The 24709-nt window shown below is 61.8% G+C and carries 26 protein-coding genes; 6 read left to right on the top strand and 20 right to left on the bottom strand.

Features of this window, described 5'->3' with window-relative positions; genetic code table 11:
- Positions 1–22: 22 nt before the first annotated feature.
- Genes ILFOPFJJ_RS31395 through pedA1 form a run of 7 tightly spaced genes read right to left on the bottom strand, consistent with a single transcriptional unit; the run spans position 23 to position 5235 of the window.
- Positions 23–175: a hypothetical protein gene (locus ILFOPFJJ_RS31395; RefSeq protein WP_173514386.1), complete on the bottom strand. Its 153-nt coding sequence runs from the start codon at positions 173–175 to the stop codon at positions 23–25.
- A complete protein-coding gene (locus ILFOPFJJ_RS31390) occupies positions 162–809 on the bottom strand; it encodes an ABC transporter ATP-binding protein (RefSeq protein ID WP_173514385.1) in 648 nt (215 codons plus the stop codon). Before ILFOPFJJ_RS31390 ends, ILFOPFJJ_RS31395 begins: the two co-directional genes overlap by 14 nt.
- Positions 806–1585, bottom strand: coding sequence for an ABC transporter permease (locus ILFOPFJJ_RS31385; RefSeq protein WP_173514384.1), 780 nt, complete (start codon positions 1583–1585; stop codon positions 806–808). Before ILFOPFJJ_RS31385 ends, ILFOPFJJ_RS31390 begins: the two co-directional genes overlap by 4 nt.
- The gene (locus ILFOPFJJ_RS31380; RefSeq protein WP_173514383.1) at positions 1560–2531 is read right to left on the bottom strand and encodes an ABC transporter substrate-binding protein; all 972 of its coding nucleotides are present in this window, start codon (positions 2529–2531) and stop codon (positions 1560–1562) included. Before ILFOPFJJ_RS31380 ends, ILFOPFJJ_RS31385 begins: the two co-directional genes overlap by 26 nt.
- A gap of 55 nt (positions 2532–2586) precedes the next feature.
- Positions 2587–3039 carry a cupredoxin domain-containing protein gene (locus tag ILFOPFJJ_RS31375; RefSeq protein ID WP_376741484.1) on the bottom strand — a complete coding sequence of 151 codons (453 nt, stop codon included), beginning with the start codon at positions 3037–3039 and terminating at the stop codon, positions 2587–2589.
- 32 nt (positions 3040–3071) lie between these two features.
- Positions 3072–4046 (bottom strand): YVTN family beta-propeller repeat protein, encoded by a 975-nt coding sequence (locus ILFOPFJJ_RS31370; RefSeq protein ID WP_173514381.1) that lies wholly within the window; start codon positions 4044–4046, stop codon positions 3072–3074.
- Position 4047: 1 nt separating this feature from the next.
- Positions 4048–5235, bottom strand: a complete 1188-nt coding sequence (gene pedA1, locus ILFOPFJJ_RS31365; RefSeq protein WP_173514380.1) for a lanthanide ABC transporter ABC transporter substrate-binding protein PedA1 — start codon at positions 5233–5235, stop codon at positions 4048–4050.
- A gap of 115 nt (positions 5236–5350) precedes the next feature.
- Between pedA1 and ILFOPFJJ_RS31360 the strand changes: the two genes are divergently transcribed.
- Genes ILFOPFJJ_RS31360 through ILFOPFJJ_RS31350 form a run of 3 tightly spaced genes read left to right on the top strand, consistent with a single transcriptional unit; the run spans position 5351 to position 7378 of the window.
- Positions 5351–5860, top strand: coding sequence for a DUF3280 domain-containing protein (locus ILFOPFJJ_RS31360; RefSeq protein ID WP_173514379.1), 510 nt, complete (start codon positions 5351–5353; stop codon positions 5858–5860).
- Between the two features lie 8 nt (positions 5861–5868).
- On the top strand, positions 5869–6402 hold the full coding sequence (locus ILFOPFJJ_RS31355; protein ID WP_173514378.1) for an SRPBCC family protein: 534 nt from the start codon (positions 5869–5871) through the stop codon (positions 6400–6402).
- Positions 6392–7378, top strand: coding sequence for a YVTN family beta-propeller repeat protein (locus ILFOPFJJ_RS31350; protein ID WP_246299942.1), 987 nt, complete (start codon positions 6392–6394; stop codon positions 7376–7378). Before ILFOPFJJ_RS31355 ends, ILFOPFJJ_RS31350 begins: the two co-directional genes overlap by 11 nt.
- Positions 7379–7381: 3 nt before the next feature.
- Here ILFOPFJJ_RS31350 and ILFOPFJJ_RS31345 read toward each other — a convergent pair whose 3' ends face one another.
- From ILFOPFJJ_RS31345 to ILFOPFJJ_RS31315, 7 genes are all read right to left on the bottom strand, one after another.
- Positions 7382–7921, bottom strand: a complete 540-nt coding sequence (locus ILFOPFJJ_RS31345) for a PQQ-dependent catabolism-associated CXXCW motif protein (RefSeq protein WP_173514376.1) — start codon at positions 7919–7921, stop codon at positions 7382–7384.
- Positions 7918–8784, bottom strand: coding sequence for a substrate-binding domain-containing protein (locus tag ILFOPFJJ_RS31340; RefSeq protein WP_173514375.1), 867 nt, complete (start codon positions 8782–8784; stop codon positions 7918–7920). The genes ILFOPFJJ_RS31345 and ILFOPFJJ_RS31340 overlap by 4 nt, the downstream gene beginning before the upstream one ends.
- On the bottom strand, positions 8744–9277 hold the full coding sequence (locus tag ILFOPFJJ_RS31335; RefSeq protein ID WP_173514374.1) for a c-type cytochrome, methanol metabolism-related: 534 nt from the start codon (positions 9275–9277) through the stop codon (positions 8744–8746). Before ILFOPFJJ_RS31335 ends, ILFOPFJJ_RS31340 begins: the two co-directional genes overlap by 41 nt.
- A gap of 77 nt (positions 9278–9354) precedes the next feature.
- Positions 9355–11157: a lanthanide-dependent methanol dehydrogenase XoxF5 gene (gene xoxF5, locus ILFOPFJJ_RS31330; protein ID WP_173514373.1), complete on the bottom strand. Its 1803-nt coding sequence runs from the start codon at positions 11155–11157 to the stop codon at positions 9355–9357.
- 156 nt (positions 11158–11313) lie between these two features.
- On the bottom strand, positions 11314–11727 hold the full coding sequence (locus tag ILFOPFJJ_RS31325; RefSeq protein WP_173514372.1) for a c-type cytochrome: 414 nt from the start codon (positions 11725–11727) through the stop codon (positions 11314–11316).
- 13 nt (positions 11728–11740) lie between these two features.
- A complete protein-coding gene (gene fghA / locus ILFOPFJJ_RS31320) occupies positions 11741–12571 on the bottom strand; it encodes an S-formylglutathione hydrolase (RefSeq protein WP_173514371.1) in 831 nt (276 codons plus the stop codon).
- A 10-nt stretch (positions 12572–12581) separates the two neighbouring features.
- Positions 12582–13709 (bottom strand): S-(hydroxymethyl)glutathione dehydrogenase/class III alcohol dehydrogenase, encoded by a 1128-nt coding sequence (locus ILFOPFJJ_RS31315; RefSeq protein WP_173514370.1) that lies wholly within the window; start codon positions 13707–13709, stop codon positions 12582–12584.
- A 173-nt stretch (positions 13710–13882) separates the two neighbouring features.
- Between ILFOPFJJ_RS31315 and ILFOPFJJ_RS31310 the strand changes: the two genes are divergently transcribed.
- Positions 13883–14488, top strand: a complete 606-nt coding sequence (locus ILFOPFJJ_RS31310; RefSeq protein WP_173514369.1) for a hypothetical protein — start codon at positions 13883–13885, stop codon at positions 14486–14488.
- Between the two features lie 9 nt (positions 14489–14497).
- Here ILFOPFJJ_RS31310 and ILFOPFJJ_RS31305 read toward each other — a convergent pair whose 3' ends face one another.
- The gene (locus ILFOPFJJ_RS31305) at positions 14498–15565 is read right to left on the bottom strand and encodes a quinoprotein relay system zinc metallohydrolase 2 (protein ID WP_173514368.1); all 1068 of its coding nucleotides are present in this window, start codon (positions 15563–15565) and stop codon (positions 14498–14500) included.
- Between the two features lie 261 nt (positions 15566–15826).
- Between ILFOPFJJ_RS31305 and ILFOPFJJ_RS31300 the strand changes: the two genes are divergently transcribed.
- A complete protein-coding gene (locus ILFOPFJJ_RS31300; protein WP_173514367.1) occupies positions 15827–16639 on the top strand; it encodes a quinoprotein dehydrogenase-associated SoxYZ-like carrier in 813 nt (270 codons plus the stop codon).
- Positions 16640–16697: 58 nt separating this feature from the next.
- On the opposite strand, the gene ILFOPFJJ_RS31295 is transcribed toward ILFOPFJJ_RS31300, so the two are convergent.
- The 5 genes from ILFOPFJJ_RS31295 to ILFOPFJJ_RS31275 all read right to left on the bottom strand — a co-directional run bounded on the left by ILFOPFJJ_RS31295 (position 16698) and on the right by ILFOPFJJ_RS31275 (position 21969).
- Complete coding sequence (locus ILFOPFJJ_RS31295) at positions 16698–17051, bottom strand: hypothetical protein (protein ID WP_173514366.1); 354 nt, start codon at positions 17049–17051, stop codon at positions 16698–16700.
- Complete coding sequence (locus ILFOPFJJ_RS31290) at positions 17048–17725, bottom strand: hypothetical protein (protein ID WP_173514365.1); 678 nt, start codon at positions 17723–17725, stop codon at positions 17048–17050. Before ILFOPFJJ_RS31290 ends, ILFOPFJJ_RS31295 begins: the two co-directional genes overlap by 4 nt.
- A 99-nt stretch (positions 17726–17824) precedes the next feature.
- The gene (locus tag ILFOPFJJ_RS31285; protein ID WP_173514364.1) at positions 17825–20068 is read right to left on the bottom strand and encodes a hybrid sensor histidine kinase/response regulator; all 2244 of its coding nucleotides are present in this window, start codon (positions 20066–20068) and stop codon (positions 17825–17827) included.
- Positions 20065–21234, bottom strand: coding sequence for an FIST signal transduction protein (locus ILFOPFJJ_RS31280; protein ID WP_173514363.1), 1170 nt, complete (start codon positions 21232–21234; stop codon positions 20065–20067). Before ILFOPFJJ_RS31280 ends, ILFOPFJJ_RS31285 begins: the two co-directional genes overlap by 4 nt.
- A 45-nt stretch (positions 21235–21279) precedes the next feature.
- Positions 21280–21969 carry a response regulator gene (locus ILFOPFJJ_RS31275; protein ID WP_173514362.1) on the bottom strand — a complete coding sequence of 230 codons (690 nt, stop codon included), beginning with the start codon at positions 21967–21969 and terminating at the stop codon, positions 21280–21282.
- 559 nt (positions 21970–22528) lie between these two features.
- Here ILFOPFJJ_RS31275 and ILFOPFJJ_RS31270 point away from each other — a divergent pair.
- Positions 22529–24535, top strand: coding sequence for an AI-2E family transporter (locus tag ILFOPFJJ_RS31270; protein WP_173514361.1), 2007 nt, complete (start codon positions 22529–22531; stop codon positions 24533–24535).
- The last annotated feature ends 174 nt before the right edge of the window (positions 24536–24709 follow it).

The raw sequence follows: 24709 nt of genomic DNA, 5'->3' as shown, positions 1-24709 counted from the left end.
TCCTCCTCTCTCTTGAACGTCTTCAGGTCCTTCCTGAGAAAGCAGGATCAAGGCAAATGCCGTCGGCGGCAATATAGCGGAAAGTGTCGGTTTTCGGCGTCGGCCGCCTGACACCATCGCGCGCCTTGCGCGATCCGTCGCTGTAGCTGATGTGGCTGATCTCAAGCCCGGTCATGATGTACGTCCCTGGAGAGCAATGCCGATCCCGTCGCCAAATCGCTCGCAATCGTCGCCGGTCTCCCGGTAAGGCGCAGGCACCTCCGGGCCAGCCGGTGCGCCTCGACCTGCGAGTGGGTCACGAGAATGACGGCAGGGCCGGTTTCCGCGATCAGCGCCTCGGTCAGCGCCAACATTTCCTCGGCGGTCGCCGCATCGAGCGACACATAGGGCTCGTCCAACACGAGAAGCTCGGGCCGTCCGGCAAAAGCGCGCGCCAGCGCCAGCCGTCGCTGCTGACCGAGCGATAGCTGGCCGGGAAAGAGCTGGGCCTTGTCAAGGATGCCGATCCGCTCCAGCGCCGAATGCGCCGCTTCCGTCCCAAGCTCCGGGTGCACCAGCGTCAGATTTTCAAGGACACTGCGCCAAGGCAGCAGAACAGGCTCCTGAAACACCATGGCGATCTTTTCCGGCCGGGTGATCCTACCCTCGAAAGCCGGGTCGATGCCGGCGATCAGCCGAAGCAGGGTCGATTTGCCGATCCCTGACGTCCCGAGGATGGCGACGGTCTCGCCGATCTCCATCGCGAAACGGATATCGTGCAGGATCTCCTCCTCCCCGAACGCCTTTTGCCTGACATCAACCTTGATCATGCCGTCCTCCAGCGCCGTACGCGGCGTTCGGACGGCTGCAGGATCAGCGCCTCCACCAGCAGCATCACGCCGATGAAAGAAAGCGCGTAGACGAGCACCATGGCAACGTCGAAAAGCTGAAAATAGAAATGGATCTGGAAGCCGATACCGCTGGAGCGCCCAAGAAACTCGACCACCAGCACGATCTTCCATATCACCGCGATGCCCGAGCGGGCGGCAGCGGCAATGAAAGGTGCAAGCTGCGGCATGACGACGTGGCGCAGTCGCGCCAGCGGCCGCATGCGATAGACCTGGGCCATCGCGCCAAGGTTCGGATCGAGCGCACGCGCGCCCTCGCGCAGGATCGTGGCGACATTCGGAATCTTGTTGAGCACCACGGCGATGATCGCCGCGGTCTCGTTGAGCCCGATCCAGAGATAGCAGAGCACGATGAGCACGAGAGCCGGCAGGTTGAGGAACACGACCAGCCACGGATCGAGCCATTGGTCGACGGCAGGAACGCGCCCCATCAGGTAGCCGAGCGCTACGCCGATGGCCATCGCCGGCACGAAGGCGCAAACCACACGCCACAGCGTCATGCCGAGATGATAGGGCAAAGCGCCGGAAGCAGCGGCTTCGGCAAAAGACGGCCACAGCGCCCATGGCTGAGGCAGGACGGACGTGTCTGCGGTCAGTTCGGCCGCGACGATCCAGAGAAGCAGAAGGAGCCCGAGAGAAAATGCGCGCACCAGCGCAGGGCTTTGCAGCGTCTTAGTCAAGGTGCAGGAACAATCCATTGGGCAGGCTTGTTGCCTTGCCGACGAGCTCCGCCCCGCCGAGGTCCGCCATCAGCCGCAAGAACCGGTCGGCGGCCGCCTCGTCGATCGGTCTGCCGCTCGGAATGCCGGCGCGATAGCCGTCGCGCAGCGCAATGAATTCAGCGTCGTCTCCCGCATTCATCTTGTCCCGCAAGCCCTCCCATACCTCGTCGTCGTTGCTAAGCAGATCCTTGGCCGCGCGCGATGCCGCATAAAGAGCCTTTACGATGTCTGGATGGGCCGCCGCATACTCGCCCTTCAACACATAGCCAAGCAGCGGCGTGTCGGGATCGAGCTTGAGCGCCGCTGCGGCATCGGAGACGGAGATCAGCTCGTGCATGCCCTTGGCCTTCATCTTCGCAATGAAGTGCCAGAAATTGATGGTGCCTGCCGTCTCGCCGGAAAGGGCCGACTTGAAGATCAGCGGCGGCGCTCCGAACACCTGCTCGGTCTCGGCGGCCAGGTCCATGCCGTATTGCTGCTTGGCATAGGCGCGCAGGATCAACCAGCTCTTGTCGAGCGGCCCGCCGGCGATGCCGATCTTCTTGCCGGCAAGATCGGGCAGCGCCTTGATGCCGCTGTCATCCTTGACCACCAGCCCGCCGACGGCCAGTGAATAGGGAATGAAGACGTAATCCTTGCCAGACGCACGCTGGTTGGCCACCCATATCCAGTCGGCCACCATGGTGTCGGCCTCGCCGCCCTCGAAGGCCACGCGCGTCGCGCCATTGTCCGCATAATCCTGGACCTTGAGTTCGAAGCCGTTCTTTCGGTCGAACTCATGGCCCTTGATGGTGGAGATTTCCCAGTTGACGGTACCCGACGCCAGCATCGCTGCCCGTAACTGCGGGAGATCCTCGGCCATGGCAGCTGTCGCTCCGAACGCAAATAGACATCCGGCCAGAAATCGTTTGAAAAGGTTCATTGCTCTCCCCCAAGCCTTTGGACTCGCCGTCCAGCGGCCTCCTCGTGCAGTCTGCTCACTGAATAGAAATCTGCACCTTCTGACTGTCGCTTGAGGTGTCCGGAATCTTCACCTCGTAGCTGCCCGGCTTTATCGCGATAAACGACAGCGTCGCTGTGCCCGCCTCGTCGAATTCGAGGCTGTCAATCGCCATGGGACGTACTTCTATGCCGTTGATGACGATCTCGTTCATCCAGATCGCGCGAAAGAACGGCGCACCGGTGAGTGCCAGTTCCGCCGACCCGTCCGCCGTGATACGCATTTCGTAATAGGCGCCGGACTGCAGCGCAATGGCACCCTTGCCCAGCGGCTTGCCGGAACTGAGCGTGATCTCGATCGGCTCGCCCCGGTTGCATTTGGCAAGCAATCCGGAAAAGCCGAGCTCGCCGCAAAGCGGCGCGGCACCGGCCGGACCTGCCAGAAAGAGCGCCGCAAGCACCGCGAAAATCAATCTATGCACGATGAAAATCCTCCCAATATCTCTTAATCCATGGCTCTCGCTTAATTCGGGGCGACCACAACCCCCCAAGGCTGCTCGCCGACCTGAACCGAGCGGATCACCGTTTCCTCCTTGACGTCAATGATACTAACGTCATTAGAGTTTCCATTCGTGGTGATCAGGAATTCCTCGCCCGGGGTGAATGCCATTTGCCAGACACGCTGTCCGACGAGCAGGTAATCGATAACTTCGTCGCGCACAGCGTCGATCACCGCGACACGGTTGGCCGGGCCGAGCGCCACGAAAACACGCGAGCCGTCCTTGGTCGCCTTGACGCCCACCGGCTGCAACCATTCCGGTTGAATGCCCGGCACGGCAAAGCTGATCTTCTTGGCGATCGCCGGTTCGGGCGCCATCAGGTCGATCACCGAAACCGTGCCGCCGATTTCAGAGCTCACGTAAAGCTTCTTGCCGTCGGCCGTGAATTCGGCATAGCGCGGGCGCTGGTCCACCCGCACGTTGTGCACGATCTCGTAGGTGGAGGCATTGATGAAATGCGCCATATTGGTGGTTTCGGAGGTATTGATGATCGTCTTGGCGTCCGGACTGACTGCAACACCTTCCGGTTCGACGCCGACGGGCACCTCGGCCAGAACCTGGCGCGTCTTGACGTCCACGACGGTTACCAGATTGTCGTCCTCGTTGGCGACGTAGAGAGGATTACCTGAAGGATCGAGAGCGAAGAGTTCCGGATCCGGACCCGACGGCAGCGTATGCAATTCCTTGTAGGTCTCGGGATCGAAGACCCGGACGGTGTCGTCGTCCGAGGCGCAGACATAGAGTTCCTTGCCATCCGGGCTGATCGTGATGCCGCGCGGCCTGTTGCCGGCCGGAAAAGTGGCGATCACCTCCCAGCTTTGGCTGTCGAGCACGGTCACGTTGTTGCTGCGTTCATTGGTGACGAACACCTTGTTGGCCTCGGCAGGACCGGCAAACATCAGAACGGCCGGCAGGAGCACCAGTACGGATCTCAGCATTCTATCCTCCAAAGGCTTGGCAGGCGGTTTCGGGTGCATCGATGCCCAGCGTGTCGAGCGGCGAATGCTGATGCAGATAGCCGTCCTGCGGCGAAACGGACACCGTCACTCGGCCATCGGTCAGAAGGACCGGCTGGCGCATTTGCCCGTTCCAGGTGCGGAAGGTCAGCTTCCGGCCCTTGAACGCCGCCAATTCGAAGTCCGGCGAAAGGGCATAGGCCCTGATGGTCGCGGGGTCGGCCTTGCCCGACTGTGTCACCGCCTCGCCGATCACACGCATGGCAAGCCAGGTCTGGTAGTCCTCCTCACGCATATTGCGGCCGGTCAGTTTCTCGAAGCGGCGCTGGAACTGCGTGGCGCCCCAAGCTTCATGCGCGGCATGCCAGGACGCCGCACGCAGGCCCGCAGAGCCTACAACAGGCTTCGGGTCCCAGGTATGATAAGGCAGGTAGGGCGCGAAGACGCCGGCTTCGTCGGCTGCGACGATCACGTCATAATCCTCGGCATCCTGAGTAAATACCGGGATCTGTCTTTGCACCATGACATGGCCGGTATCGGTGCGCCGAGCGCCGCCGGTGTCGACGAACTCGCGCTCTTCGACGATCTCCGCACCGAATTTAGCGGCCGATTTGCGATAGCTGTCGGCGAGCAGCTTGTCTTCGGGATGCGAACCGTGGATCAGCAGGACGCGCGACCATTTCTTCCACATGAGGAACTGGACGACACTGTCGCTGAGCATGGAGCGGCTCGGCGAGACGTGCAGCACATTGGCTCGGCAGTCGCCGTCGCGCAGCGTCTCGTCGCGAGCGCCGGCGTTCAAAAGCAGCACCTCGGGCCCGGCCTTGTCAGACAGCGCTTTGAGGATATCGCCCTCGGCGATCACCGCGATGAGGCCGATGCCTTCGGCTTTCAACGCATCGAGCGCGGCGGCCGCCTGCTCCGGCGAAACTGCTCGCGTTTTCAGCGTGTAGTCCATGCCCGTGAATTGGCCGGTCGTCCGATTGTCTTCGTTCCCCAGCATCCCGCCGGCAAAACCCAGGTCGGCAGGCGGCGCATCGAGCCGCGAGATCGGCGGGCCGGCCACACGGTCAACCCGCAGCACGGCCGTCTTCACCTCCATCGCCCGCAAAGGGAGCGCGACGAGCACCGTCGCGCAAAAAACGGCAAGCGTAAGCGAAAGGCTAGACATTGCCGGAACGACCTCCCAATCTTCATGCCTTCGGAAGATTAACAGCGCAGTTTGTGTTGCAAAACCGATACTTAAGGAGCGTGGTTTATCAAAATGTGTGTGCTACGCTTAGCCCATGCAACGCATTTTGATCGCGCTTATACTGGCCTTTTCGACCACGGTTGCCTTGGCGGCTCTGGACAAGCCGCTGAAGCCGGGCGCCAAGGTGGCGTTCCTCGGCATGACCTTCACAGATTGGTCGACGGAGGGCGCCTACAACGGTGTGCGTCCCGACGAAACAGCGCGGATTAAGCTGCTGGAGGGCGCTACACGCGACCGCTTCGTCGAGGAAGGTTTCGTCATCCTCTCGAATGATCCCGTGGCGACCGAACTCGCCAGTACGGTCAACCCGGCCGACTGCTACGGCTGCGACGTGCGCATGGCCGCCCGACTCGGCGCCGACTATGCGCTGGTCGGTGAGGTACAGAAGATATCCAACCTCATCCTGTCGATGAACCTCGTGCTGCGCGACGTGCGCTCCGGCGAGACGCTGCGCGGCCTTGCAGTCGATATCCGGTCGAACACTGACGAAAGCTGGATGCGCGGCATCCGTTACATCCTGAAAAATCACTTCTTCAAATCGTGAGGCCTATCATGCGATATTTCGGTCACTTCCTGCTGACATTCTTGCTGATGTTGCCAAGCTTGGCCCTGGCCCACGGCCCGACACGGCAGAAGCTGGCGCTCTCGGTCGATGTCGCAGCGGCACCGGAAGCAGTTTGGGCAGTGATCGGCAATTTCCAGGATATGAGCTGGCACCCGGCCGTTTCTTCGACCACCGGCCAGGGTGGGAATGCACTCGACGCCACGCGCGTGCTGACGTTGAAAGCGGCCGGCGGCCCGACAATCTCCGAAGTCCTTTATAAGTATGATGCAGCGAAAATGTCCTACTCCTACCGCATCACCGAAGTCGCCGTGGAGGTGCTGCCCGTCACCAATTATTCCGGACATCTGACAGTGACCCCGAACACTGGCGGCGGCTCGCATATCGAATGGAAGGGCGCTTTCTATCGCGGCTATCCGAACAATGATCCCCCCGCCAACCTGAACGACGAGGCAGCCCTCGCCGCGGTTGGCGCGGTATATAAGGCCGGCCTCGATGCGCTCGAAAAGAAGTTTGGCAAATAGGCGCCTCCTCCTCGCCGCGGTGCTCGTCGGCCTGACGACCCCAGGAAGCGCTTTCGCGGACTATGCCTATGTCACCAATCAGTCGTCCAGCGATCTGAGCGTGATCGATCTCGACCGGATGGCCGAGGTCGAACGGGTTCCAGTGCCGGGCCAGCCGGCAGGCATCGCAGTCGCCCCTGAGCTTGGTGCGGTCTTCACCGTCAGCCCGGAAAGCAAGATGCTGCGCCGCTACGGCATGCCGGCCTCTACGCCGGAAGCGGAGCGCAGCCTTGACGGCGGGCCGATCGGGATTGCGGTCGATGAGCGGCGCGGCCGGCTTTTTGTGTCGGACTGGTACAATGCGCGGATCTGGGTCGTCGCCGCTGACGACCTCGCCACCTTGAACGTGCTTTCAACCGGCAGTGCACCAGCCGGCCTTGCCGTTTCCCCCGACGGGCAGTGGCTGGCGACCGCCGACCGGGACGCCAACCAGGTCTCCATTTTTGACGCCGAGACGCTGACGCTGCGCCATCGCGTGACCGTCGGTTTGCGTCCGTTCGGCGTCACGTTTTCGCCGGACGGCCGGCTGTTCTCCGCAGATGTCGGCAGCAACACGGTGACGGCCGTCGATCCGCTCAGCGGTCGGGTTCTCGGCCATGCAGCAACCCGCGAACGACCCTATGCGGTGACCTTTGCCTCAGGCCGGGGGTTCGTCACCAACCAGTATGATGACAGTGTCAGCGTCTTCGACGCGCAAAGCCTGGCCACGGTCACCGTCATCGACACCGGCGAATATCCGGAGGGCATCGACACAACGACGGATGGCCGACAGGTCGTCGTGGCGAACTGGTTTTCAAACAGCCTCACCGTCATCGACGCCGAAAGCCTGGAGATTATCGGCGAGATCGCAACCGGTGACGGGCCGCGTGCTTTCGGACGGTTTCTCTCCGCGGCGCCGGCGCCCGGTCAGCTCCGGGAGCCTACCGCACGGCAGTGATCATCAATGCCCACCCGGCTCCGGTGTGAGGCGGTCAGTCGGATAACCGGCCGATGTCCAGCCGTCGGTGCCCTCGGGATACCAGAAGACATGCGTATAGCCATATTCCAGGGCACGCTTGGCGGCGTTCCAGGACATCCAGCAGCCGTCGAGGCAGAAGAACAGCACCGGCCGTTCCTTGTCGCCGCCCGTCGCCTTTTCCAGCCCGACGCGAAAATAACTCTGCATGGTGTCCGCCAGACGGCCATAGCCGACGTTCGGCAGCCACAGGGCGGCAGGAACGGATAGTCGCGGCTTTTCGTTCCAGACCGTTCCCGCCGGCAGGTTCTCCGGCTTCGGCGCCCGCGGCAGGACGTCGATGAAGGCAACCCGGCCCGCCTTCCACAACGTATAGGCGGTTTCGGTCGAGACCACGGTCGCACCGGAAAGCGTTGCCGGCACCTCGGCGCGGTATTCGCTCTCGCGATAGCCGGTCGGCTCCTCGGTGGCCCCGACTGGAAAAGCGACAAGCAAAAACAGGGAAAGGAGCCGCAGGCGGGTCATTTTGGCAGCTCGAGCGGACCTGTCCCCATATCGTTCAGGAGCGGCACACCCGTCTTTGCGAGAATGGCGTTGATCTCGGACTGGTTTCGGCGGATCAGGGAATTCAACTTGCGCTCCCAGACCTTCTCGCCTTGCCGCACGCCCATGGTGATGCGGTAGAAGAGCTTCGGCGGCGTCGGCTCCGACAAAAGCGGCGTCGCCTTCAGATCCGGATGGCTTGCCTTGACCAGTGGTGCGCCGATCGGCCCCCAGAGGATGGCTGCGTCGATGGCACCGGATTTCAGGTCGGCGAGCATGTCGTCGGCTGGATCCTCATAGCGCCGATCGACCATCAGATGGTATCCCTTCGCTTTTGGCAGAAGCCCGTTTCTTGCCATATGCGTCGCCGGCGGGGTTCCCGCGACGATGCCGATCCGCTTGTCCTTGAGAAGGGGGTCCGTCAGTGTCTTGACTTCGGCCAGCGGACCGCTCGACGCGACGATCAGCACATAGGCCGAGGTATAGTAATGGTTGGTGTTCAACACCATTTCGTCGCCCTGGGCGAAGCCAATGACCACATCACAGGCGTTGGCTTGCAGGGTCTTGCGAATAAAGCCGGTCGCCATGGGAAACCAGGTGTATTCCAGCGGCAGCCCGAGCTTCGCCGCCATCAGCTCGGCGATCCGGTTCTCGAACCCCGCACCTGAGCGATCCGACATCGGCAGATTGGCCGGATCGGCGCAGACCCGAAACGCCTTCTTCGACACCAGGTCCGAAGTCTGAGCCGCCGCCGGTGCGGCGCCGGCAACCGCTACGAGCAGAACGCCGGCTGCCGCAAAGCGGCTAATGGCCAAGACAGTCGCTTTCAGTATCCCGGATCGCATCCGATTTCGGCTCCTTCTTGGCCGGGCGACCCCGCGGCAGCGCATCGGCTCCGCGCGCCTTCAGATAGGTGTAGATGTCGTCGAGATAGCACATCACATTGGCGTTCTGACCAAAGGCGGGCATTACCGAGTTTTCGGCAACGTTCACCTTCTTGCGCCCGTTCGTGACGACTTCGACGAAATCGTAGTAATCCATCGTTATGGCGGACTTCTTCAAGGCAGGCGCATAGCTCGAACCTTCGCCTTCGGGACCATGGCAGACATGGCATTCCGAGTGATAGCGGCGGAAGCCCGAATAGGTCATCCAGTCGACCGTACCATCCTTGGCGATATTGAAGGTCGGAACGTCGTCGGCAGTGTAGTAGCGTCCATTTTCGTGGCGGGCAGCCGTGATATTGTCCTTTGCCGCCGGGGCGTCCTGTGCGCCTGCGGCGCCGGCCATAAGCGTCCACGCGGCGAGGATCATCGGCAGGGCTGGTCTTGTTCTAGTCATCTTGCGTCCTTTTAGGCAGAGAGCGAACCGGCGCGGGCTTCCACCACCCGCGCCAATTCAGTGGGCGAAGATTGCCTTTAGTTCGGCAGCGAGAACACGGTGAGCGTGCCGCCCAGCGCGGTGTAGTTGCTGAGGGCGGAATAGCCGCCGACCGCTCCGAGACCGTCATTCGGGTTGGTAAGCCCGGCTGCCAGGCCGATACCCGCCCAGCCCCCGACACCCGAGAGCACGGCCACGTACTGCTTGCCGCCATGGGAATAGGTCATCACGTTGCCGATCACCCCGGAAGGCGTCTTGAAGCGATAGAGCTCCTTGCCTGTCGCGGCGTCGACGGCCTTCAGATAGCCCTCGAGCGTTCCGTAGAAGACCACATCACCCGCTGTTGCCAGCGCGCCCGACCAGACGGAGAACGCTTCCGGCAGGGACCACTTGATCTTGCCTTCCTTATTGTCCCAGGCAATGAAGTTACCCATGCCTCCGTGGCTGTCCTTCGGCGGATACATCGACAGAGTGGCGCCGACATAGGGCTGACCCGCGGTGTAGGTTACCCGGAACGGCTCGTAATCCATGCAGACGTGGTTGGTGGGAACATAGAAAAGCTCGGTCTTCGGCGAGAAGGCGGCGGGTTGCTGGTCCTTCGTGCCGAGCGCCGCTGGGCAGATGCCCGTGGAGTTGGTGTCCTCGCCGTTCTTTTCAGTCGAATACTGCGCCACGACCTGCGGCCGGCCGTACTGGTCGGACTTCGGATCCATGACCACTTCGGTCGCCCAGTTGACGGTCGGATCGTATTTCTCCGCCACCAGCAGTTCGCCGGTCACGCGATCGAGTGTGTAGCCGAAGCCGTTACGATCGAAATGGGTCAGCAGCTTGCGATCCTTGCCGTCAACCTGCTGCTCCGTCAGGATCATCTCGTTGATGCCGTCATAGTCCCATTCGTCATGCGGCGTCATCTGGTAGACCCATTTGGCCATGCCGGTGTCGACATCACGGGCCCAGATGGTCATCGACCAGCGGTTGTCGCCGGGTCGTTGGGTCGGGTTCCAGGTCGAAGGGTTACCCGATCCGTAATACACCAGGTTCTCGTCGGGATCATAGGAATACCAGCCCCAGGTCGTGCCGCCGCCGATCTTCCACTGATCGCCTTCCCAGGTGGCCGTACCGGAGTCCTTGCCGACGGGCTTGCCCAGGTGGGTGGTTTTTTCAGGATCCATCAGCGTATCGCTGTCCGGGCCCATGGAATAACCGCGCCACAGCAGCTTCCCATCTGCCATCGAATAGGCCGTCACCGAACCTCGAACCCCGAACTCCCCGCCGGAGATGCCGACGATAACCTTGTCCTTCACCGGCAAAACGGTGGCGGTATTGGTCTCGCCCTTCGAAGGATCGCCGTTCTTGACGCTCCAGATCACCTTGCCGGTCTTGGCGTCCAGCGCCACGACCGTCGTATCGGCCTGATGCAGGAAGATCTTGTTATCGGCATAGGCGACGCCACGGTTGACCGTGTCGCAACACATCACGGGAATGACTTCCGGATCCTGTTTCGGCTCGTATTTCCAGACGATCTGACCTTCCTTGCTGAGATCCAGCGCATAGACCGTATTCGGGAACGGCGTATGGACATACATCATGTCGCCGATAACCAGGGGCGAGCCTTCATGACCGCGCAGAACGCCGGTCGAGAAAGTCCACGCCACCTGCAGTTTGCCAACGTTATCCTTGTTGATCTGATCGAGCTTGGAGTAGCGCTGGTTGGCATAGTCGCCGGTTTGGATCGCCCACTGGTTGGGGTCGTCGATCTGTTTCTGCAACTCTGGATTGGCGAGGGCGACTTGCGCGCCGCCTATCGACATCAAGGCAAGCATTGTAAGAAGTCGTTTCATTTCATCCTCCTCTTGAGTGCTGCCGATCAGGGCAATTCACCCCGCTCGCCCCGGGAAAACCTTGCGGTCTCCTCTTTCCCGGTATCGGCTTGCGATACTAATCCCCGTTGCCGGGGCTACATTCCTCCTGCTGGTGTTCGGCCCTTCCTGCTTGCATCAAGGAAAGGTCGCCAAGTATGCGATCAGATCGGCGCGCTCCTGATCCTTGCGCAATCCCGCAAAGCTCATCTTGGTGCCGGGTAGGAACCCTTTCGGGTTGGTCAAAAACTCACCGATCTTGTCCGGCGTCCACACCAACCCGGCCTCGGCCTCTTTGGTCAGCGCGGGGGAATAGCTGAAGCCTTCGACCTTGCCGGCCGGCCGGCCGATTACGCCCGTCAGCGCAGGGCCGGTTTTCGATTTGGCATCTGCACCGACCGCGTGGCAGGCCTGACACTTGCGAAAGACTTTCTCGCCCGCCGCTGGATCGCCGGCTGAGGGATCCAGGGCAAGCGCCGGCGCAACAGCGCCTCCGATAATTCCGCCGAACAGGACTGTTGCCGCCAGTACGATGCCAAGTCTTGAAGCCATGCCTTCCTCTCCCTTACGCGGCGTTCAGCCGCTCTGCATGCCAGCGCACGTGGTCCTCGCCAAAGCTCGCCACGAAAAAATAGCTATGATCGTATCCCGCCTGCATCCTGAGGACGCCGGGCTGCCGCCGCTCCGCCAGCAGCCGCGCCATCGCCTCGGGCTGTAGCTGTTCCAGAAACTGGTCCGCCGCACCTTGATCGATCAGGATATCGCCGTGCCAGCCGTGTTCGCTGAGCAACAGGCAGGCGTCGTAGTTGCCCCAGTGGGCCTCGTCGTCGCCGAGATAAGCCGAAAACTGCTTGCGGCCCCAGTCGGACCGGGTCGGATTGACAATCGGCGCAAAGGCCGAAACCGAGCGGTACATTTCCGGGTTGCGAAAGGCGATCGTCAGCGCGCCATGGCCGCCCATGGAGTGCCCGGTAATGCCGTTGACACCATTGATCGGCAATTGGTCCTGCAGCAGTGCGGGCAATTCCGTGACGATGTAATCGTACATCCGGTAGTGTCGTGCCCAGGGCTTCTGTGTCGCATTGACGTAGAACCCCGCGCCCTGGCCGAGATCGTAGGCCTCATCGTCGGCGACGCCTTCGCCGCGCGGCGATGTGTCGGGGAAAACCAGTCCCAGCCCATGCTCCGCCGCGGACCGCTGCAGGCCGGCCTTGATCATGGCGTTCTCATGCGTGCAGGTCAGCCCCGAGAGATACCACAGCAGCGGGACCGGACGCGTCCGCGCCTGCGGCGGCATAAAAAGGCCGAATGTCATCTCGACGCCGCAAACCCCGGACGCGTGCCGGTAAACCGACTGCGTCCCGCCGAAACATTGGTTTTGCGTTACAAGTTCCATCTTCGCGCGCTCAGTAGATCACGACGCTGCGGATGCTTTCGCCGGAATGCATCAGTTCGAAGCCCTTGTTGATGTCGTCGAGCGGCATCGTGTGGGTGATCATCGGGTCGATTTCGATCTTGCCTTCCAGGTACCAGTCGACGATCTTCGGCACGTCGGTGCGGCCGCGCGCGCCGCCAAAGGCGGTGCCCATCCAGGTGCGGCCGGTGACCAGCTGGAACGGCCTCGTCGCAATCTCCTGGCCGGCCCCGGCAACGCCGATGATCACCGACTTGCCCCAGCCGCGATGCGAGGCCTCGAGCGCCTGGCGCATCACCTTGACATTGCCGGTGCAGTCGAAGGTGTAGTCGGCGCCGCCGATCTGGTCGGCGCCGCGTTTCGTCAGGTTGACAAGATGGGGCACGATGTCGTCGCCGACCTCCTTCGGATTGACGAAGTGGGTCATGCCGAACTTCTCGCCCCAGGGCTTCTTGTCGTTGTTCAAATCGACGCCGATGATCATGTCGGCACCGGCAAGGCGAAGCCCCTGGATGACGTTCAAGCCGATGCCGCCAAGCCCGAAGACGATCGCCGTCGCACCGATCTCGACCTTGGCGGTGTTGATCACCGCGCCGATGCCGGTGGTCACGCCACAGCCGATGTAGCAGATCTTGTCGAACGGCGCGTCGGGGTTGACCTTGGCGACGGCGATCTCCGGCAGCACGGTGAAGTTCGCAAAGGTCGAGCAGCCCATGTAGTGGTGCAGCTTCTCGCCGTTGATCGAAAACCGCGAGGTGCCGTCGGGCATCAGCCCTTGCCCCTGGGTGGCGCGGATGGCGGTGCAGAGATTGGTCTTGCGCGACAGGCAGGAGGGGCAGGCGCGGCATTCCGGGGTATAGAGCGGGATGACGTGGTCGCCCTTCTTCACCGAGGTGACGCCGGGGCCGACATCGACGACGATGCCGGCGCCCTCATGGCCGAGGATCGCCGGGAACAGCCCTTCCGGATCGGCGCCCGACAGGGTGAAATCGTCGGTGTGGCAGATGCCGGTCGCCTTGACCTCGACCAGCACCTCGCCGGCCCGTGGACCTTCGAGCTCGACTTCGGTCACAACAAGGGGTTTTCCGGCTTCGACAGCCAGAGCAGCGCGAGTGCGCATGAAATGCCTCCCGGTAACAGCGTTATGTAGGGGTCGCCTTATGGGGCCTTGTCTGCAGATTACCGACGGGCCAAGCGCAATGACAATTGCGACCTTAGTGTGTAAATCGCGACCTTTGGCTTCTCTCTGGGTGCGCCTATACTGACGCTCGTTCGACCACGGAGACACGTAAGATGAGAGCCGCATGTCACGCGCTTGGTCTGGCATTCTGCCTGGCGCAAGCTCCCGGCATTGCAGGTGCGGCGGATTTTTCCGATCCCGACTGGCCCTGCATTCAGCGCAAGGTCGAGAACCTCTCGGCGAGCTTGATGTGGCCGGCGCCGGTAACCCGAGCGCCACTTACGCCTGCGGCAACCGACCTGGTGGCGATTCTGTCGCTTCGCCGGGTGACCCTGGAAGAGGCAGGGGCCCATGTTCAGGCCTTCGTCGAGGAGAATGCTCCGGTCGACGGCCAGCTGCTCGGCAATATCTTCTACGGCGTGTTTGATAATCTCGCCGATACCCGGCAACGGCTGATGGCGGGGATTGCCCGATATTCCCGCAGCCAGATCGCGCTGGCCTCCCGGATCGACGGCAGTCGGGTCGAGGTGGCGAAACTCTCGGGCGAGGGAAAGCCGGATTTCGACCGTATCGACAAGCTGGAGGAACAGATCGACTGGGATGAGCGCATCTATCGCGATCGATCGCAGGCCCTCACCTATGTCTGCGAAACGCCGGTGCTCCTTGAAAAGCGCGCCTATGCCATTGCCCAGATCCTGCTCAAGCACATGCCGGATTGACCCATACCGCTACGGGTCCCACTCCAACTCCGTGTAGGCCGCCGTCGCATTGCGCGGGTTGAAGAGATCGAACAGATGCCATCGGCCCGCTTCGCTCCGGCCTATTGCCTCGCTCGCCAGCCCGAGCCCCAGTCCATCCTCAAGCGCCCTCTTCGTATCGGCCTCCAGCACGCCGAGGTAACGCTCGAGCGGCTCAGCCGCCTGCGGCCAGTCGAGGAGCGGCCCGCCATGACCGGGCACGACCCCGCGTGCAGGAAGCCCCTTCATCTGCGAAAGCACGGCAAGCCAGCCGCGCAGCGTGCCGTCGAGAGCGGGCGTATGCGTGTCGAACAGCAGATCGCCGGCGAAGAGGATACCGGAGGTCCGGTCGAAGACCGTCAGATCGGTGGCCGTATGGGCTGACGGCCACGCGCGCAGCTCCAGCAGCCTGTCGCCCAGGTCGACCACTTCCTGTTTTGCGATCACACGATCGGGCACGGGTGCCCTGGTACCGAGAAACGCCGGCCCGCCGATCAGCCGGGCAAAATTTGCCCGGTACGTTTCGGCACGATCGGCAAGCGCCCGCGGCAGGTTGGCTTGGCCGAGGATCGTCGCCCCGGCCTCTTGAAGCGGCTCGGCGCCGAAAACGTGATCCGGATGCATATGCGTGAGGATCAGGTGGGTAATCGGCAGGGCGCTTCGTTCGCGGATTGCCAGATAGACCTCCTCGCCCACCTTGCGCGAGCCGCCGGCATCGATCACGGCGATGCTGCGCGATCCGACAATGAAGGCAATGTTGGAAACGTCGCCGACATTGGCCGGGTCCGGCTCCGCCACCGCGCCGCGATGCACGAAGACGCCCGAGGCCACCTCGCTGAAGGTGAGGACCGAGGCAGGCCTCGGCGCACAGAATGGCAAGCCCTCCTCCTTGGCGCCTGCGACCGGCTGGCGCGGAACTCTTCGCGATGCACGCTCGCAGGCAGCTTTGGTCTCCGCCGCGAAGCCGGGCAGCAGTGCGGCCCGGCAGGTCTCATCTGGCAGCGGTGCTTCAGGGGCGGCGGCCGCAAGCATGCACATTGTCACCAACGCTTCGAACACTGTCCAACCTCCCGTTGCCAGCGATCTCAAATGTCTGCTTCCGGCGGTTAAACGCGTCGCGTTCAAGCGAATTCACGCAATGCGCTTTACATCTTTGTTTTTGCGCATGTCGTTGTCGGAAAACCGCTACACACTTTTGGGTGGCGTGCATTGGTCCGCAACACATCCGAAAGGCTCGGTTATGATCGTTGGCATTTCGTCCTATGCTGACGAGTGTCCGACGCGGCGTCGTGCCTGTCCGTGAAAAGAGGACCTTGAACCATGAAGCTCATGCTCACGGCTTTTTCCGTCATGCTGACGGCAAGCGTTGCATCCGCCCAGCAGGCGGCACCCGACAATCCGCTTGTTGAAGGCCCCACCTGGAACGAACTTAAGGACGATATCGTCGGCAAGACGGCTCTTCTCGACGGCGCCGCCCTGTTCTCCGTCACGGCCCCCTATCGTGCCAACGACGCCGCAACGGTGCCCGTCACCATCGAGCAAAGGGAACCGGCCGCCGAGTCGATCGATTCCATCAAACTGGTGATCGATGAGAACCCCGCGCCGGTGGCGGCGGAAATTCGCTTCGGCCCGTCCATGGCGCCACTCAAATTCGAAACCCGCGTCCGTGTTAATCAGTATTCCAACATCCGCGCCATTGCCGAGACGCCGAAAGGAACCTTCATGACCGGCCGTTTCGTCAAAGCCTCCGGTGGCTGCTCGGCGCCAGCAACGAAGGATCCGGTCGCGGCCCTCAACGGTATGGGAGAGATGCGGCTGAAGCTTTTCGATCGCAAGGAATCTTCACCGAACAATCGCCGTGAGGCGCAGATCATGATCCGCCATCCGAACTATTCCGGCCTTCAGCGCGACCAGATAACCCAATTGTTCATCGGTGCGAATTTCATCGCCCAGCTTGAGGTGAAGCAGGGCGACGACCTGCTGTTTGCGGTCAACGGCGGGATTTCGGTGAGCGAAAATCCGGTGTTTCGCTTCAGCTATACCGACAATGGCGCACCGGACATCACCGTCCATGCGGTCGATACGGATGGTAATGTCTTCGACCGCGTTTTGCCGAAGACGCCGCCCGCCTGAACGCCTCGAAACAACGCAATTCCGGACGGAAGACCTACGCGCTTTTCGTGGCATTCCCCTAGAAGCACAGCATCTCCGCCTCCGCCTGGGCGCGTCTCAGGTCGGCCACCATCGTGCGGGGTGCGACCGCCGACTTGAACATGGCCACCTGTTCGCCGCCCACCTGCTGGAGCGACAGCACCGCTTCGGCTTCGACATATTTTTCATAGGGCAGGATGGAAGCGACCACATCGATCGAGCAGGCACACTGGCTCAACACCGTCCGGCTCTGGCCGTTGACCGCCATGCAACCGAACACATAGTCGGCCCGCGCTTCCGTCGGATAATCGTTCAGGCGCTCCGACATGCTCTGCCCGCTTGCCGGCACGGCCGCCGCAGCGATGGCCAGCGCCGTCATGACAGTCCGCATCATGGCCGGCCCTCCTCGCTCGCTTTCAGGGTTATTGCATTTGAATAGCCGGCGGCTGTCCCGCCAGCGGGCGCCGGAACGGTCGCAACGAGCGAATAGTACCAGCCAGGCATGTCTTCCGACACAGTGACGGCAAGCGCCAGTTCGGAAAACCGGCCCATCCGCTCGCGCGCCTTGTCATTGACGAACGGCCGGATCGTCACTTCCCGCGCAGCGATTTCACGGCTCTGAAAGTGCAGTGATTTGGGCACGATTTGCGCATCCCGCAGCAGGGCCTCCTTGATCCGGTTACGCATATAGAATGGGCTGCCGCCCGATTGAGCGGCGATGTCGGCAAGCACGCTTTCGAGGAAATACATGATCACGGGGTTGCCGACCGAGGCCGGATAATTGCCAAGCCCGCGGGACCGTGTGCCCTGATGGAGCGTCAGGGCGACCTTGTCGTCGGGCTTAATCTTCAGACCGATGCTGAAGCTGCCGGCTGCCGGCCCTTCGCCGACACCAGATATGACCCTGTCGTAGACGAGAGTGCGCTGGCCGCCTTCGCTACCGCCCGGTACCGCCTCGAGGCCCTTCAGTGCCGTCGACCGGAAGAGAAGCTCGTAAGTTTCGGCAGCCGTCAGCGGCCCATGGCCGAGCCCGAGCAGGAACAGAGAAAGCAGAAGCAGAACACGCATCGCGGGCCTCCCGTGTTGGGGCCCGTTTTCAGGCTCCCGTTTGTTGGCCACAAGCCTAGCAGTGGCTGCGGCAATGTCACCGGAGACCTTTGTCTGTGTTCACGCCACGCGCGCCCGGGTCTTCCAGTCGATCAGTGCCCGCAGCCGCACCAGTTGCACCGGCTTGGCGAGAACGGCGAACGACATTTCATTGCCGAGCCGCAGCAGTTCCCGCTGCCGGTTGGCCGACACGATGACCGCAGGGATTTCGACTCCGGCCAGCGCGCGCAGCGTACGGATCGTTTCGACGCCATTGTCGCCGTCGTCCAGCTGATAATCGGCCAGCAGAATGTCGGGCGCCGTGCCGATTTCCTGCATCAGCGCCGCCGCATCGGCGGTCGAGCCGGCCGCCAGAACGCTCGCCCCCCAGCTCTCCAATATTTGCGTCATCGCGTGAAGCTCGTCGGCATCGTTCTCGACAACCATGACGATGAGATCGAGACTGCCATCGAGCATCGGCTCGATCATGGGATTTTCGCAGGCGCTGGCACGGCCAGGCGCGGCTAGCGGCACCGTGATCGAAAAGACGGAGCCACGGCCGGGCTGCGACACCAGTCGAACGGGATGATCGAGATGCCGGCAGGCGCGCTCGACGATCGACAAGCCAAGTCCCATGCCGGTGCCCCTTTCCGCACCGCTCGCTCGCGTGAATTCGTTGAAGATCCGCGTCTGGTCCTCCTCCGAGATGCCGATACCGGTATCCCACACTTCGATCCGCAGCCGATCGCCGCGCGGGCGGCAACCAACCAGCACACGGCCACGCTCTGTGTACTGGATAGCGTTGACCACCAGGTTCTGGATGCAGCGCATCAGGTAGCGCTGATCGCTGGTCACCCAGCGCGTCGAAGGGACGATCCGGAGACCTATCCCCTTCTCTGTCGCCAAGGGTGCCAGATCCTCGGCCAGGCCCTGCAGCAGGCTTCCGAGATCGAATGACGTGATGTTGAACTCGGCCCCCGAACTGTCGAGGCGCGAAATATCGAGAAGCGCCTGCAGAAGCGATTCGATCGAGGTGAAGGACCGATTGAGCCGACTGACCACGTCCTTCGCGCCCGGTTGTCCCGCCGTCTCCGTCAACATCGAGAGATAGAGCTTCGCGGCGTTGATCGGCTGAAGAAGGTCATGGCTGGCTGCCGCCAGAAAGCGGGTCTTGGACGTGTGGGCCGCTTCGGCCGCCTCCTTGGCCTGCCGAAGCGCGCCTTCGATCTTGGTTTGCTCATCGGCGTGAATCTTGAGCAGGCGATTGGCCTCGATCAGTTCGGCTGTCCGCTCCTGGACCCGTTGCTCCAGAAGCGCGGCTGCTTGGGTCTCCATCGTCACGTCCATGATCGATACGATGAACCCGTCGTCAGGCAACGAACGGATGCGAACGTCGAGGATCATCCCATCGCTCCGCCTGAACCGCTCCTGCACCGACTCGCCGCGGCGCATGGCCTTGAACCAGCCGGCAAATTGGGAGTGGCGGCCTTTGCGGTCGAGAATCTCATGGCGCTCGACATGTTCGACAATACGCTGGAAGCGACTCCCCTTCTTCAGAAGCAAAAGCGGCACGCCGAGAAGCTCGCCGAAGCGTTCGTTGCGAACCAGCAATTCGCCGCGCGACGAAAAGGTACAGATGCCGAGCGACATGTGATCGAAAGCGGCCTGCAGGAAATGGGCCTGCTGGTCGATCAGCCGGTTCTTCTCGCGTCGGTTCTCCCGCACGATGTCGGTGATTTCGGTCTGCAAGACGGCGATGTTGCCGGAACTGGTCTGCCGGTAGGAAATCTGGAACCAGCGGTCGTTCCTGAGCACCATCACGAAGGACGAAAAGCGCTGACCGGGCCTCTGCTCCTTCGCCATCGGTTGCGGGCGGCCGATACCTCCGCTGTCGCTTCGGTTCAGATACTTGCTGGCGCTGACGGCTGCGAGATAATCGTCAAAACCCAGGCCCGGCTTGATCAGCGGCTCGATGTCGGGAAGCAAGTGGCGGAACTGGGCGTTGCAGACCTGCAACCGCTCTTCGGAGAAGAGTGCGAAGCCACCTTCCATGGCCACCATGGCATCGGCAAGGTTTCTCTGGATGCGCTCCTGCGCCTGATAGGCGATCTCCAGCTCGCTCGACGCCTTGCCGAGCGTGTCGAGGGCCTTTTCGAGATCCTTGGTCTTCTCCCAGACCTCGGCCTGCAGGGCGATGGCCGATTCGAAGAGCGAATAGGCGGAGCTGCCGACTTCATGACCGCGCTCGGCCCGGTTGATCAGGGCCTCAATGATCTTGGCCTGCTTGGCGATCTGGATCTCGTATGGTTCGTCGGGATTGATCACAGCGGCGCGCCCCCCTCTGGCCGGAAAAAGGCGACGCCGACAAAGGTCTGGTTCACATGTACGCCAAGATGCTGTTCGCCATAGGTGCTGAAGCCGACGACCCGGCGTTGGCGGAAATGCTCCGACGCCTCCCCGTCCAGGCCCTTGCGCTCGATCTCGAGCTTGCGCAGGTAGCAGTCGAAACCCAGGATGAAATCCGGCGCCTTACCGTCCTTGTCGCTGACGGCAAGTCCGGTATCGAGGGTGCGGATGATTTCCTTGCCGCGACCGAGCGTCAACAGCAGACCATCGTCGATCGCCGAAAGGAAAGTGAGGCCATGTTCGCCCTGGATCTGCTGGATCGCCCGCACATGATAGAGATTCCGATTGCGCACCAGAACGGGGTTCTCGGCGAAAATCGCCGGCGACAACTCGGCAACCGGCACCTTGACGAGGCGAGCATATTCCTGCGCTGCCGGTGAGCCGTTTATCTCCAGAACGAGCCGCTCTTCCGGGACGGCGCGGGTGACCACCATGCGCTCTTCCGTGGGCTGGAAATGGTCGAAGCCCAGACCGCTAAAGGTCAGATCGGTTTCCAGCAGAAGAAGAAGCGCGGCATTGCTGTGGAACTCTCCATTGTGCAGCACCTGCGTGCGCTCGAACCGCAACCCGTCGCCCGCCGACCCGCCAAACACGGGAATGTCCTTCAGCCCGGTCTCCAGGGCTGCGACCAGGATATCCTCCTGTTTGGACAATCCGTCGGCAAAAATCAGGGCAAGCCGCTTTCGGCCCGGCGTTGCGCGAAACTGCGAGACGAGCCGCTCGGTCTGCGACACGACATCGGCAATCGAAACCGGCGAGATTGGTTTGAACAGGGTGGAGGCCACCCGAAAGTGACGCCGCTCGAATGCGATCGCGAGCAAGGCGCTGTCTTCATACCCCCGAGAGGTGATCTGGCCGGCCGTCGTACAGCCGAAGACAACAGTGTTCGGTAACGACTTTCGAAGGGCATTGGCAAGCTCGTCCGGCTGCAGCCTGCTCGGCAAGAACAGAAGGACGAAGCTTGGTCTTGCCGTGGCGAGTTGCTGCCTGATCTCGGCCAGGGCAACGGCCGCATCATCGGCACGCGATATGGCGATCCGCACCGCCTCCGCAGGTTTGCGATCAAGATCGTCGACAGCTGTCATGCGCCGTCATCCTCCCCTTCCAAGCCCGCTGCCTCGTGCGGCACCTTACTGCAGGCTATGGCGGATCGAGACTTCGCGCACCAGCATTGCCGCCTGGGTGCGATTATGAACGCCGAGCCGCCGCAGAAGCGCGGTGATATGCGCTTTGACGGTCGCCTCGGCCAGCTGCATCTCGTAGGCGATCAGCTTGTTCGGCATCCCTTCGCAAATCAGCCCCAGAATGCGCGTTTGCTGCTGCGACAAATGGGCGATCTTGCGCGAAATCGTTTCCACCGACCCATCCGTGGCGGGGGTGCGGGCCGGCATCGCGTAGCCGGGTGGCAAATACGTCTTCCCGTTCCAGATGTCCTGCATCGCCTCCTGGAAATTCTGACGGCCGATATCCTTGGGAATGAAACCCGCCGCACCGGCAGCAATGACCGACTGGACGACACCTTTGGACGTGATCGCCGAGATCACGATCACCGGGATATCAGGCGTCTTTTCCTTGATCTTAAGAAAACCGCTCAGTCCCGACGCATCGGGCAGGTTCAAATCGAGCATGATCAGGTCGGGTGAAAACCGCATCCGCAATTGCTGCAACGCTTCACCCAGCGAAGTCGCTGTTCGAATTCGGCGCGTGTTGAAGGTGCTTTCCATCGTTGCGGCCAGAGCGTCGCAATAGAGCGGATGATCATCGATCACCAGGGCCGATTTTATCGAAAGCGAAGGGACGGACAAAGCGGTCCGCGGCATGGCTTCCTCCCTAAATACTTCCTAGCTAAGGGAGCAGCCTCAACCGACTCTGAACATCACTGAAATCTCTCTGCTCCCATGCAGCCATGCTCTCCCCAGCACGGCGCGAGGCATTTTGTCGCATAGATTTCCAAGCCAGGCAATGGCGAGTGCGGGCGGCCGCGATACTGCACCCGCCGCATTTCGCGTTCAAAAGTGACAAATCGGCCGCAAATCGCCCGAGAAAGAGCCGCGGACTCTCGCAAGCGCGTCCGCCTCTGGGCTTCTCCGGAAACTGCCCTACTTGCTTAACAATACCTCCGCAAGAAAAGCAGGACTGTGCTCAAGTGGGATCTCATTTTCTGATGATTTCACCGATTTCGGCGTTTCTCGCCCTCTCGGGCATTCCTGCCGACGACGACGGTCATCGCCGTGGTCCTATTCTGTTCGGCCGCGGCCCCGCTGCTGATTTTCCCAGCCCTTGCCCTGGCGACCACGAGTGCCGGACCGTTCACAGCCGGCTGGTCTGCGTGGACCGAGCTCCTGCGGCGGGCCTAAGGCATCACGGGTGGGAGGCACGATGCTGAGGTTTTCTCAGAGACTCGACCAGGGTCGGGCAGCTGCAGGTCCATCGCCGCGAGCCGCGTTCATGCAGACGCCGGCCAGAGCACAGCCGTCCAGGCTTCCGACGCTCGCGGCAACGGCTGCCGCGGTGGCTGTTCTCTATTTCGCCAGCGAGGTTTTCCTGCCGTTGGCTATTGCCATTCTACTCACTTTCGCGCTCGCGCCCGTGATTTCGAAGTTGCGCAGGGCCGGCTGCCCGCGTTCAGTTGCCGTCATCGGCAGCGTGACTGCAGCCTTTCTGCTCCTGTCCGCCTTCAGCATCGTCGTTGCCATGCAGGTCAGCGAAGTGGCGCAGAATCTGCCGACCTATCAATACAACATCGTCGAAAAGATCAGGACCTTGAAAGAGGCGGGATCGGAGAACCAGATCCTCGACCGGCTCAGTCGCGCCGTGGAGCGGATCGGGACGGAAATCAGCCGACCCGGACCCGAAACCCGCGTCTCGCCCGAACCGGAACCCGAGCGCACACCGCTTCTTGTGGAGATATTTTCTCCACAGCGCCCGCTCGAAATGCTGAGGAACATCGTAAATCCGCTGATCGGCCCGTTGGCCACAACCGGTCTCGTCATTGTGGTCGTCATTTTCATGCTTTTCGAAAGGGAGGACGTGCGCGATCGCTTCATCCGGCTGGTCGGCTACGGCGATCTGCACCGCACGACCGAGGCCCTGCAGGATGCCGGCGCACGGGTCGGCCAATATCTGCTCATGCAGCTCGTGGTGAACATTACCTACGGCATTCCGCTCGCCGTCGGTCTCTGGTTGCTCGGCATACCCAACGCGATCCTGTGGGGCATGCTCGCGATCGTGTTGCGTTTCGTTCCCTATATCGGTCCGGTCATTGCAGCCGCTCTGCCACTGTTCCTCGCTTTTGCGGCGACCCCCGGCTGGAGCCTGTTGGCTTGGACGGCAGCCCTGTTCATAGCCCTGGAGCTCCTCAGCAACAATGTTGTCGAGCCTTGGCTCTATGGTTCGCGCACTGGCCTGTCGCCGCTTGCGATCATCGTTGCCGCGATTTTCTGGGCCTGGCTCTGGGGTCCGGTCGGATTGGTGTTGTCGACGCCGCTGACCGTTTGTCTCGTCGTTCTCGGGCGCCATGTCCCGCAGTTCGAGTTCCTGGAGATACTTTTGGGGAACGAGCCCGTTCTAGACCCGAAGGAGCGCCTCTACCAGCGTCTGCTTGCCGGTGATCCGGATGAGGCAACGGACAATGCAGAGGAAATGCTCGAGGAGAAATATCTGGTCGAGTTCTATGACACCGTCGCGATTCCGGCCCTGCTCCTTGCCGAGCGTGACCGGGCGCGGGGAGCGTTGACGGATGCGCAGGTCGCACAGCTTGCCGAGAGCGCGCGCACGCTCGTTGCCAATCTCGAGGAAATTGCGGGCGAGGAGGAAGGCGAGGAGGAGGATGTCAGCGCGCAAAATGCGGAAGACGACGATCAGGCCGGCGAATATGATCTGCCGCTGGGCGACGGGAAATCCGTCCTTTGCATTGGAGGGCGCGGTGAACTTGATGATGTGTCGGCTTCCATGCTGTCCCAGATCATCCGGATTCAGGGTGCGGAGGTCGCTCCCGCGAGCCACGAAGACCTCAAGCCGGGCAAGATCAGAACTCTTGCCTTCGAAGGACGCAACGCCATTGTCGTGAGCTTCCTCGACCAGGATTCCCTGCGACACGCCAAATTCATCGTGCGCCGTCTAAAACGCCTCGCCCCTGCGACCCGGGTCGGCATTGTGCTTTGGCAAGAGAATGGTCAATGGCGAACCGATGCAAAAGTCCTCGTCGACGAGTTGCAGGCGGACTTCGCAGTATCTGCGATCGTTGAGGCGGTTCGGGAAGCTCTGTCGGACGAAATACCCCGACCGATCACGTTGCCGCACCCGAAGATCGCTCGCCGCTCGCCCTCTCGCAAGGGGAAAGGCACCGACATCGAAGAGACGCCCGTAGGACCAAGCGTTGGATAAGAGTCTTCAGGGCACGCGGAAGCGCTCGCTTCTGATCCAGACGCAATCACCTAGCGCACGGCGAGAAAAATGGACTGTTCGAAAGCTGAAGCCGGCCTTTGAGGACTCAAGCTTGACGCGGCGCGGCTTGAATGGCCAAACCGAGAATTAGAACGATCAGAACGGCAGTGTGAT

Source organism: Sinorhizobium psoraleae (genome assembly GCF_013283645.1).
GTDB classification, from domain to species: Bacteria; Pseudomonadota; Alphaproteobacteria; order Rhizobiales; family Rhizobiaceae; genus Sinorhizobium; species Sinorhizobium psoraleae.
Note: the sequence above shows the minus strand (reverse complement) of the source record. Positions and strands in the feature narration are given on the sequence as shown.

Bases quoted from the DNA above. Each gene is read 5' to 3' on its own strand.
- ILFOPFJJ_RS31395 (WP_173514386.1), bottom strand. From the start codon at position 175: ATGACCGGGCTTGAGATCAGCCACATCAGCTACAGCGACGGATCGCGC.
- ILFOPFJJ_RS31390 (WP_173514385.1), bottom strand. From the start codon at position 809: ATGATCAAGGTTGATGTCAGGCAAAAGGCGTTCGGGGAGGAGGAGATC.
- ILFOPFJJ_RS31385 (WP_173514384.1), bottom strand. From the start codon at position 1,585: ATGGATTGTTCCTGCACCTTGACTAAGACGCTGCAAAGCCCTGCGCTG.
- ILFOPFJJ_RS31380 (WP_173514383.1), bottom strand. From the start codon at position 2,531: ATGAACCTTTTCAAACGATTTCTGGCCGGATGTCTATTTGCGTTCGGA.
- ILFOPFJJ_RS31370 (WP_173514381.1), bottom strand. From the start codon at position 4,046: ATGCTGAGATCCGTACTGGTGCTCCTGCCGGCCGTTCTGATGTTTGCC.
- pedA1 (WP_173514380.1), bottom strand. From the start codon at position 5,235: ATGTCTAGCCTTTCGCTTACGCTTGCCGTTTTTTGCGCGACGGTGCTC.
- ILFOPFJJ_RS31360 (WP_173514379.1), top strand. From the start codon at position 5,351: ATGCAACGCATTTTGATCGCGCTTATACTGGCCTTTTCGACCACGGTT.
- ILFOPFJJ_RS31355 (WP_173514378.1), top strand. From the start codon at position 5,869: ATGCGATATTTCGGTCACTTCCTGCTGACATTCTTGCTGATGTTGCCA.
- ILFOPFJJ_RS31345 (WP_173514376.1), bottom strand. From the start codon at position 7,921: ATGACCCGCCTGCGGCTCCTTTCCCTGTTTTTGCTTGTCGCTTTTCCA.
- ILFOPFJJ_RS31340 (WP_173514375.1), bottom strand. From the start codon at position 8,784: ATGCGATCCGGGATACTGAAAGCGACTGTCTTGGCCATTAGCCGCTTT.
- ILFOPFJJ_RS31335 (WP_173514374.1), bottom strand. From the start codon at position 9,277: ATGACTAGAACAAGACCAGCCCTGCCGATGATCCTCGCCGCGTGGACG.
- xoxF5 (WP_173514373.1), bottom strand. From the start codon at position 11,157: ATGAAACGACTTCTTACAATGCTTGCCTTGATGTCGATAGGCGGCGCG.
- ILFOPFJJ_RS31325 (WP_173514372.1), bottom strand. From the start codon at position 11,727: ATGGCTTCAAGACTTGGCATCGTACTGGCGGCAACAGTCCTGTTCGGC.
- fghA (WP_173514371.1), bottom strand. From the start codon at position 12,571: ATGGAACTTGTAACGCAAAACCAATGTTTCGGCGGGACGCAGTCGGTT.
- ILFOPFJJ_RS31315 (WP_173514370.1), bottom strand. From the start codon at position 13,709: ATGCGCACTCGCGCTGCTCTGGCTGTCGAAGCCGGAAAACCCCTTGTT.
- ILFOPFJJ_RS31310 (WP_173514369.1), top strand. From the start codon at position 13,883: ATGAGAGCCGCATGTCACGCGCTTGGTCTGGCATTCTGCCTGGCGCAA.
- ILFOPFJJ_RS31300 (WP_173514367.1), top strand. From the start codon at position 15,827: ATGAAGCTCATGCTCACGGCTTTTTCCGTCATGCTGACGGCAAGCGTT.
- ILFOPFJJ_RS31295 (WP_173514366.1), bottom strand. From the start codon at position 17,051: ATGATGCGGACTGTCATGACGGCGCTGGCCATCGCTGCGGCGGCCGTG.
- ILFOPFJJ_RS31290 (WP_173514365.1), bottom strand. From the start codon at position 17,725: ATGCGTGTTCTGCTTCTGCTTTCTCTGTTCCTGCTCGGGCTCGGCCAT.
- ILFOPFJJ_RS31280 (WP_173514363.1), bottom strand. From the start codon at position 21,234: ATGACAGCTGTCGACGATCTTGATCGCAAACCTGCGGAGGCGGTGCGG.
- ILFOPFJJ_RS31275 (WP_173514362.1), bottom strand. From the start codon at position 21,969: ATGCCGCGGACCGCTTTGTCCGTCCCTTCGCTTTCGATAAAATCGGCC.
- ILFOPFJJ_RS31270 (WP_173514361.1), top strand. From the start codon at position 22,529: ATGCTGAGGTTTTCTCAGAGACTCGACCAGGGTCGGGCAGCTGCAGGT.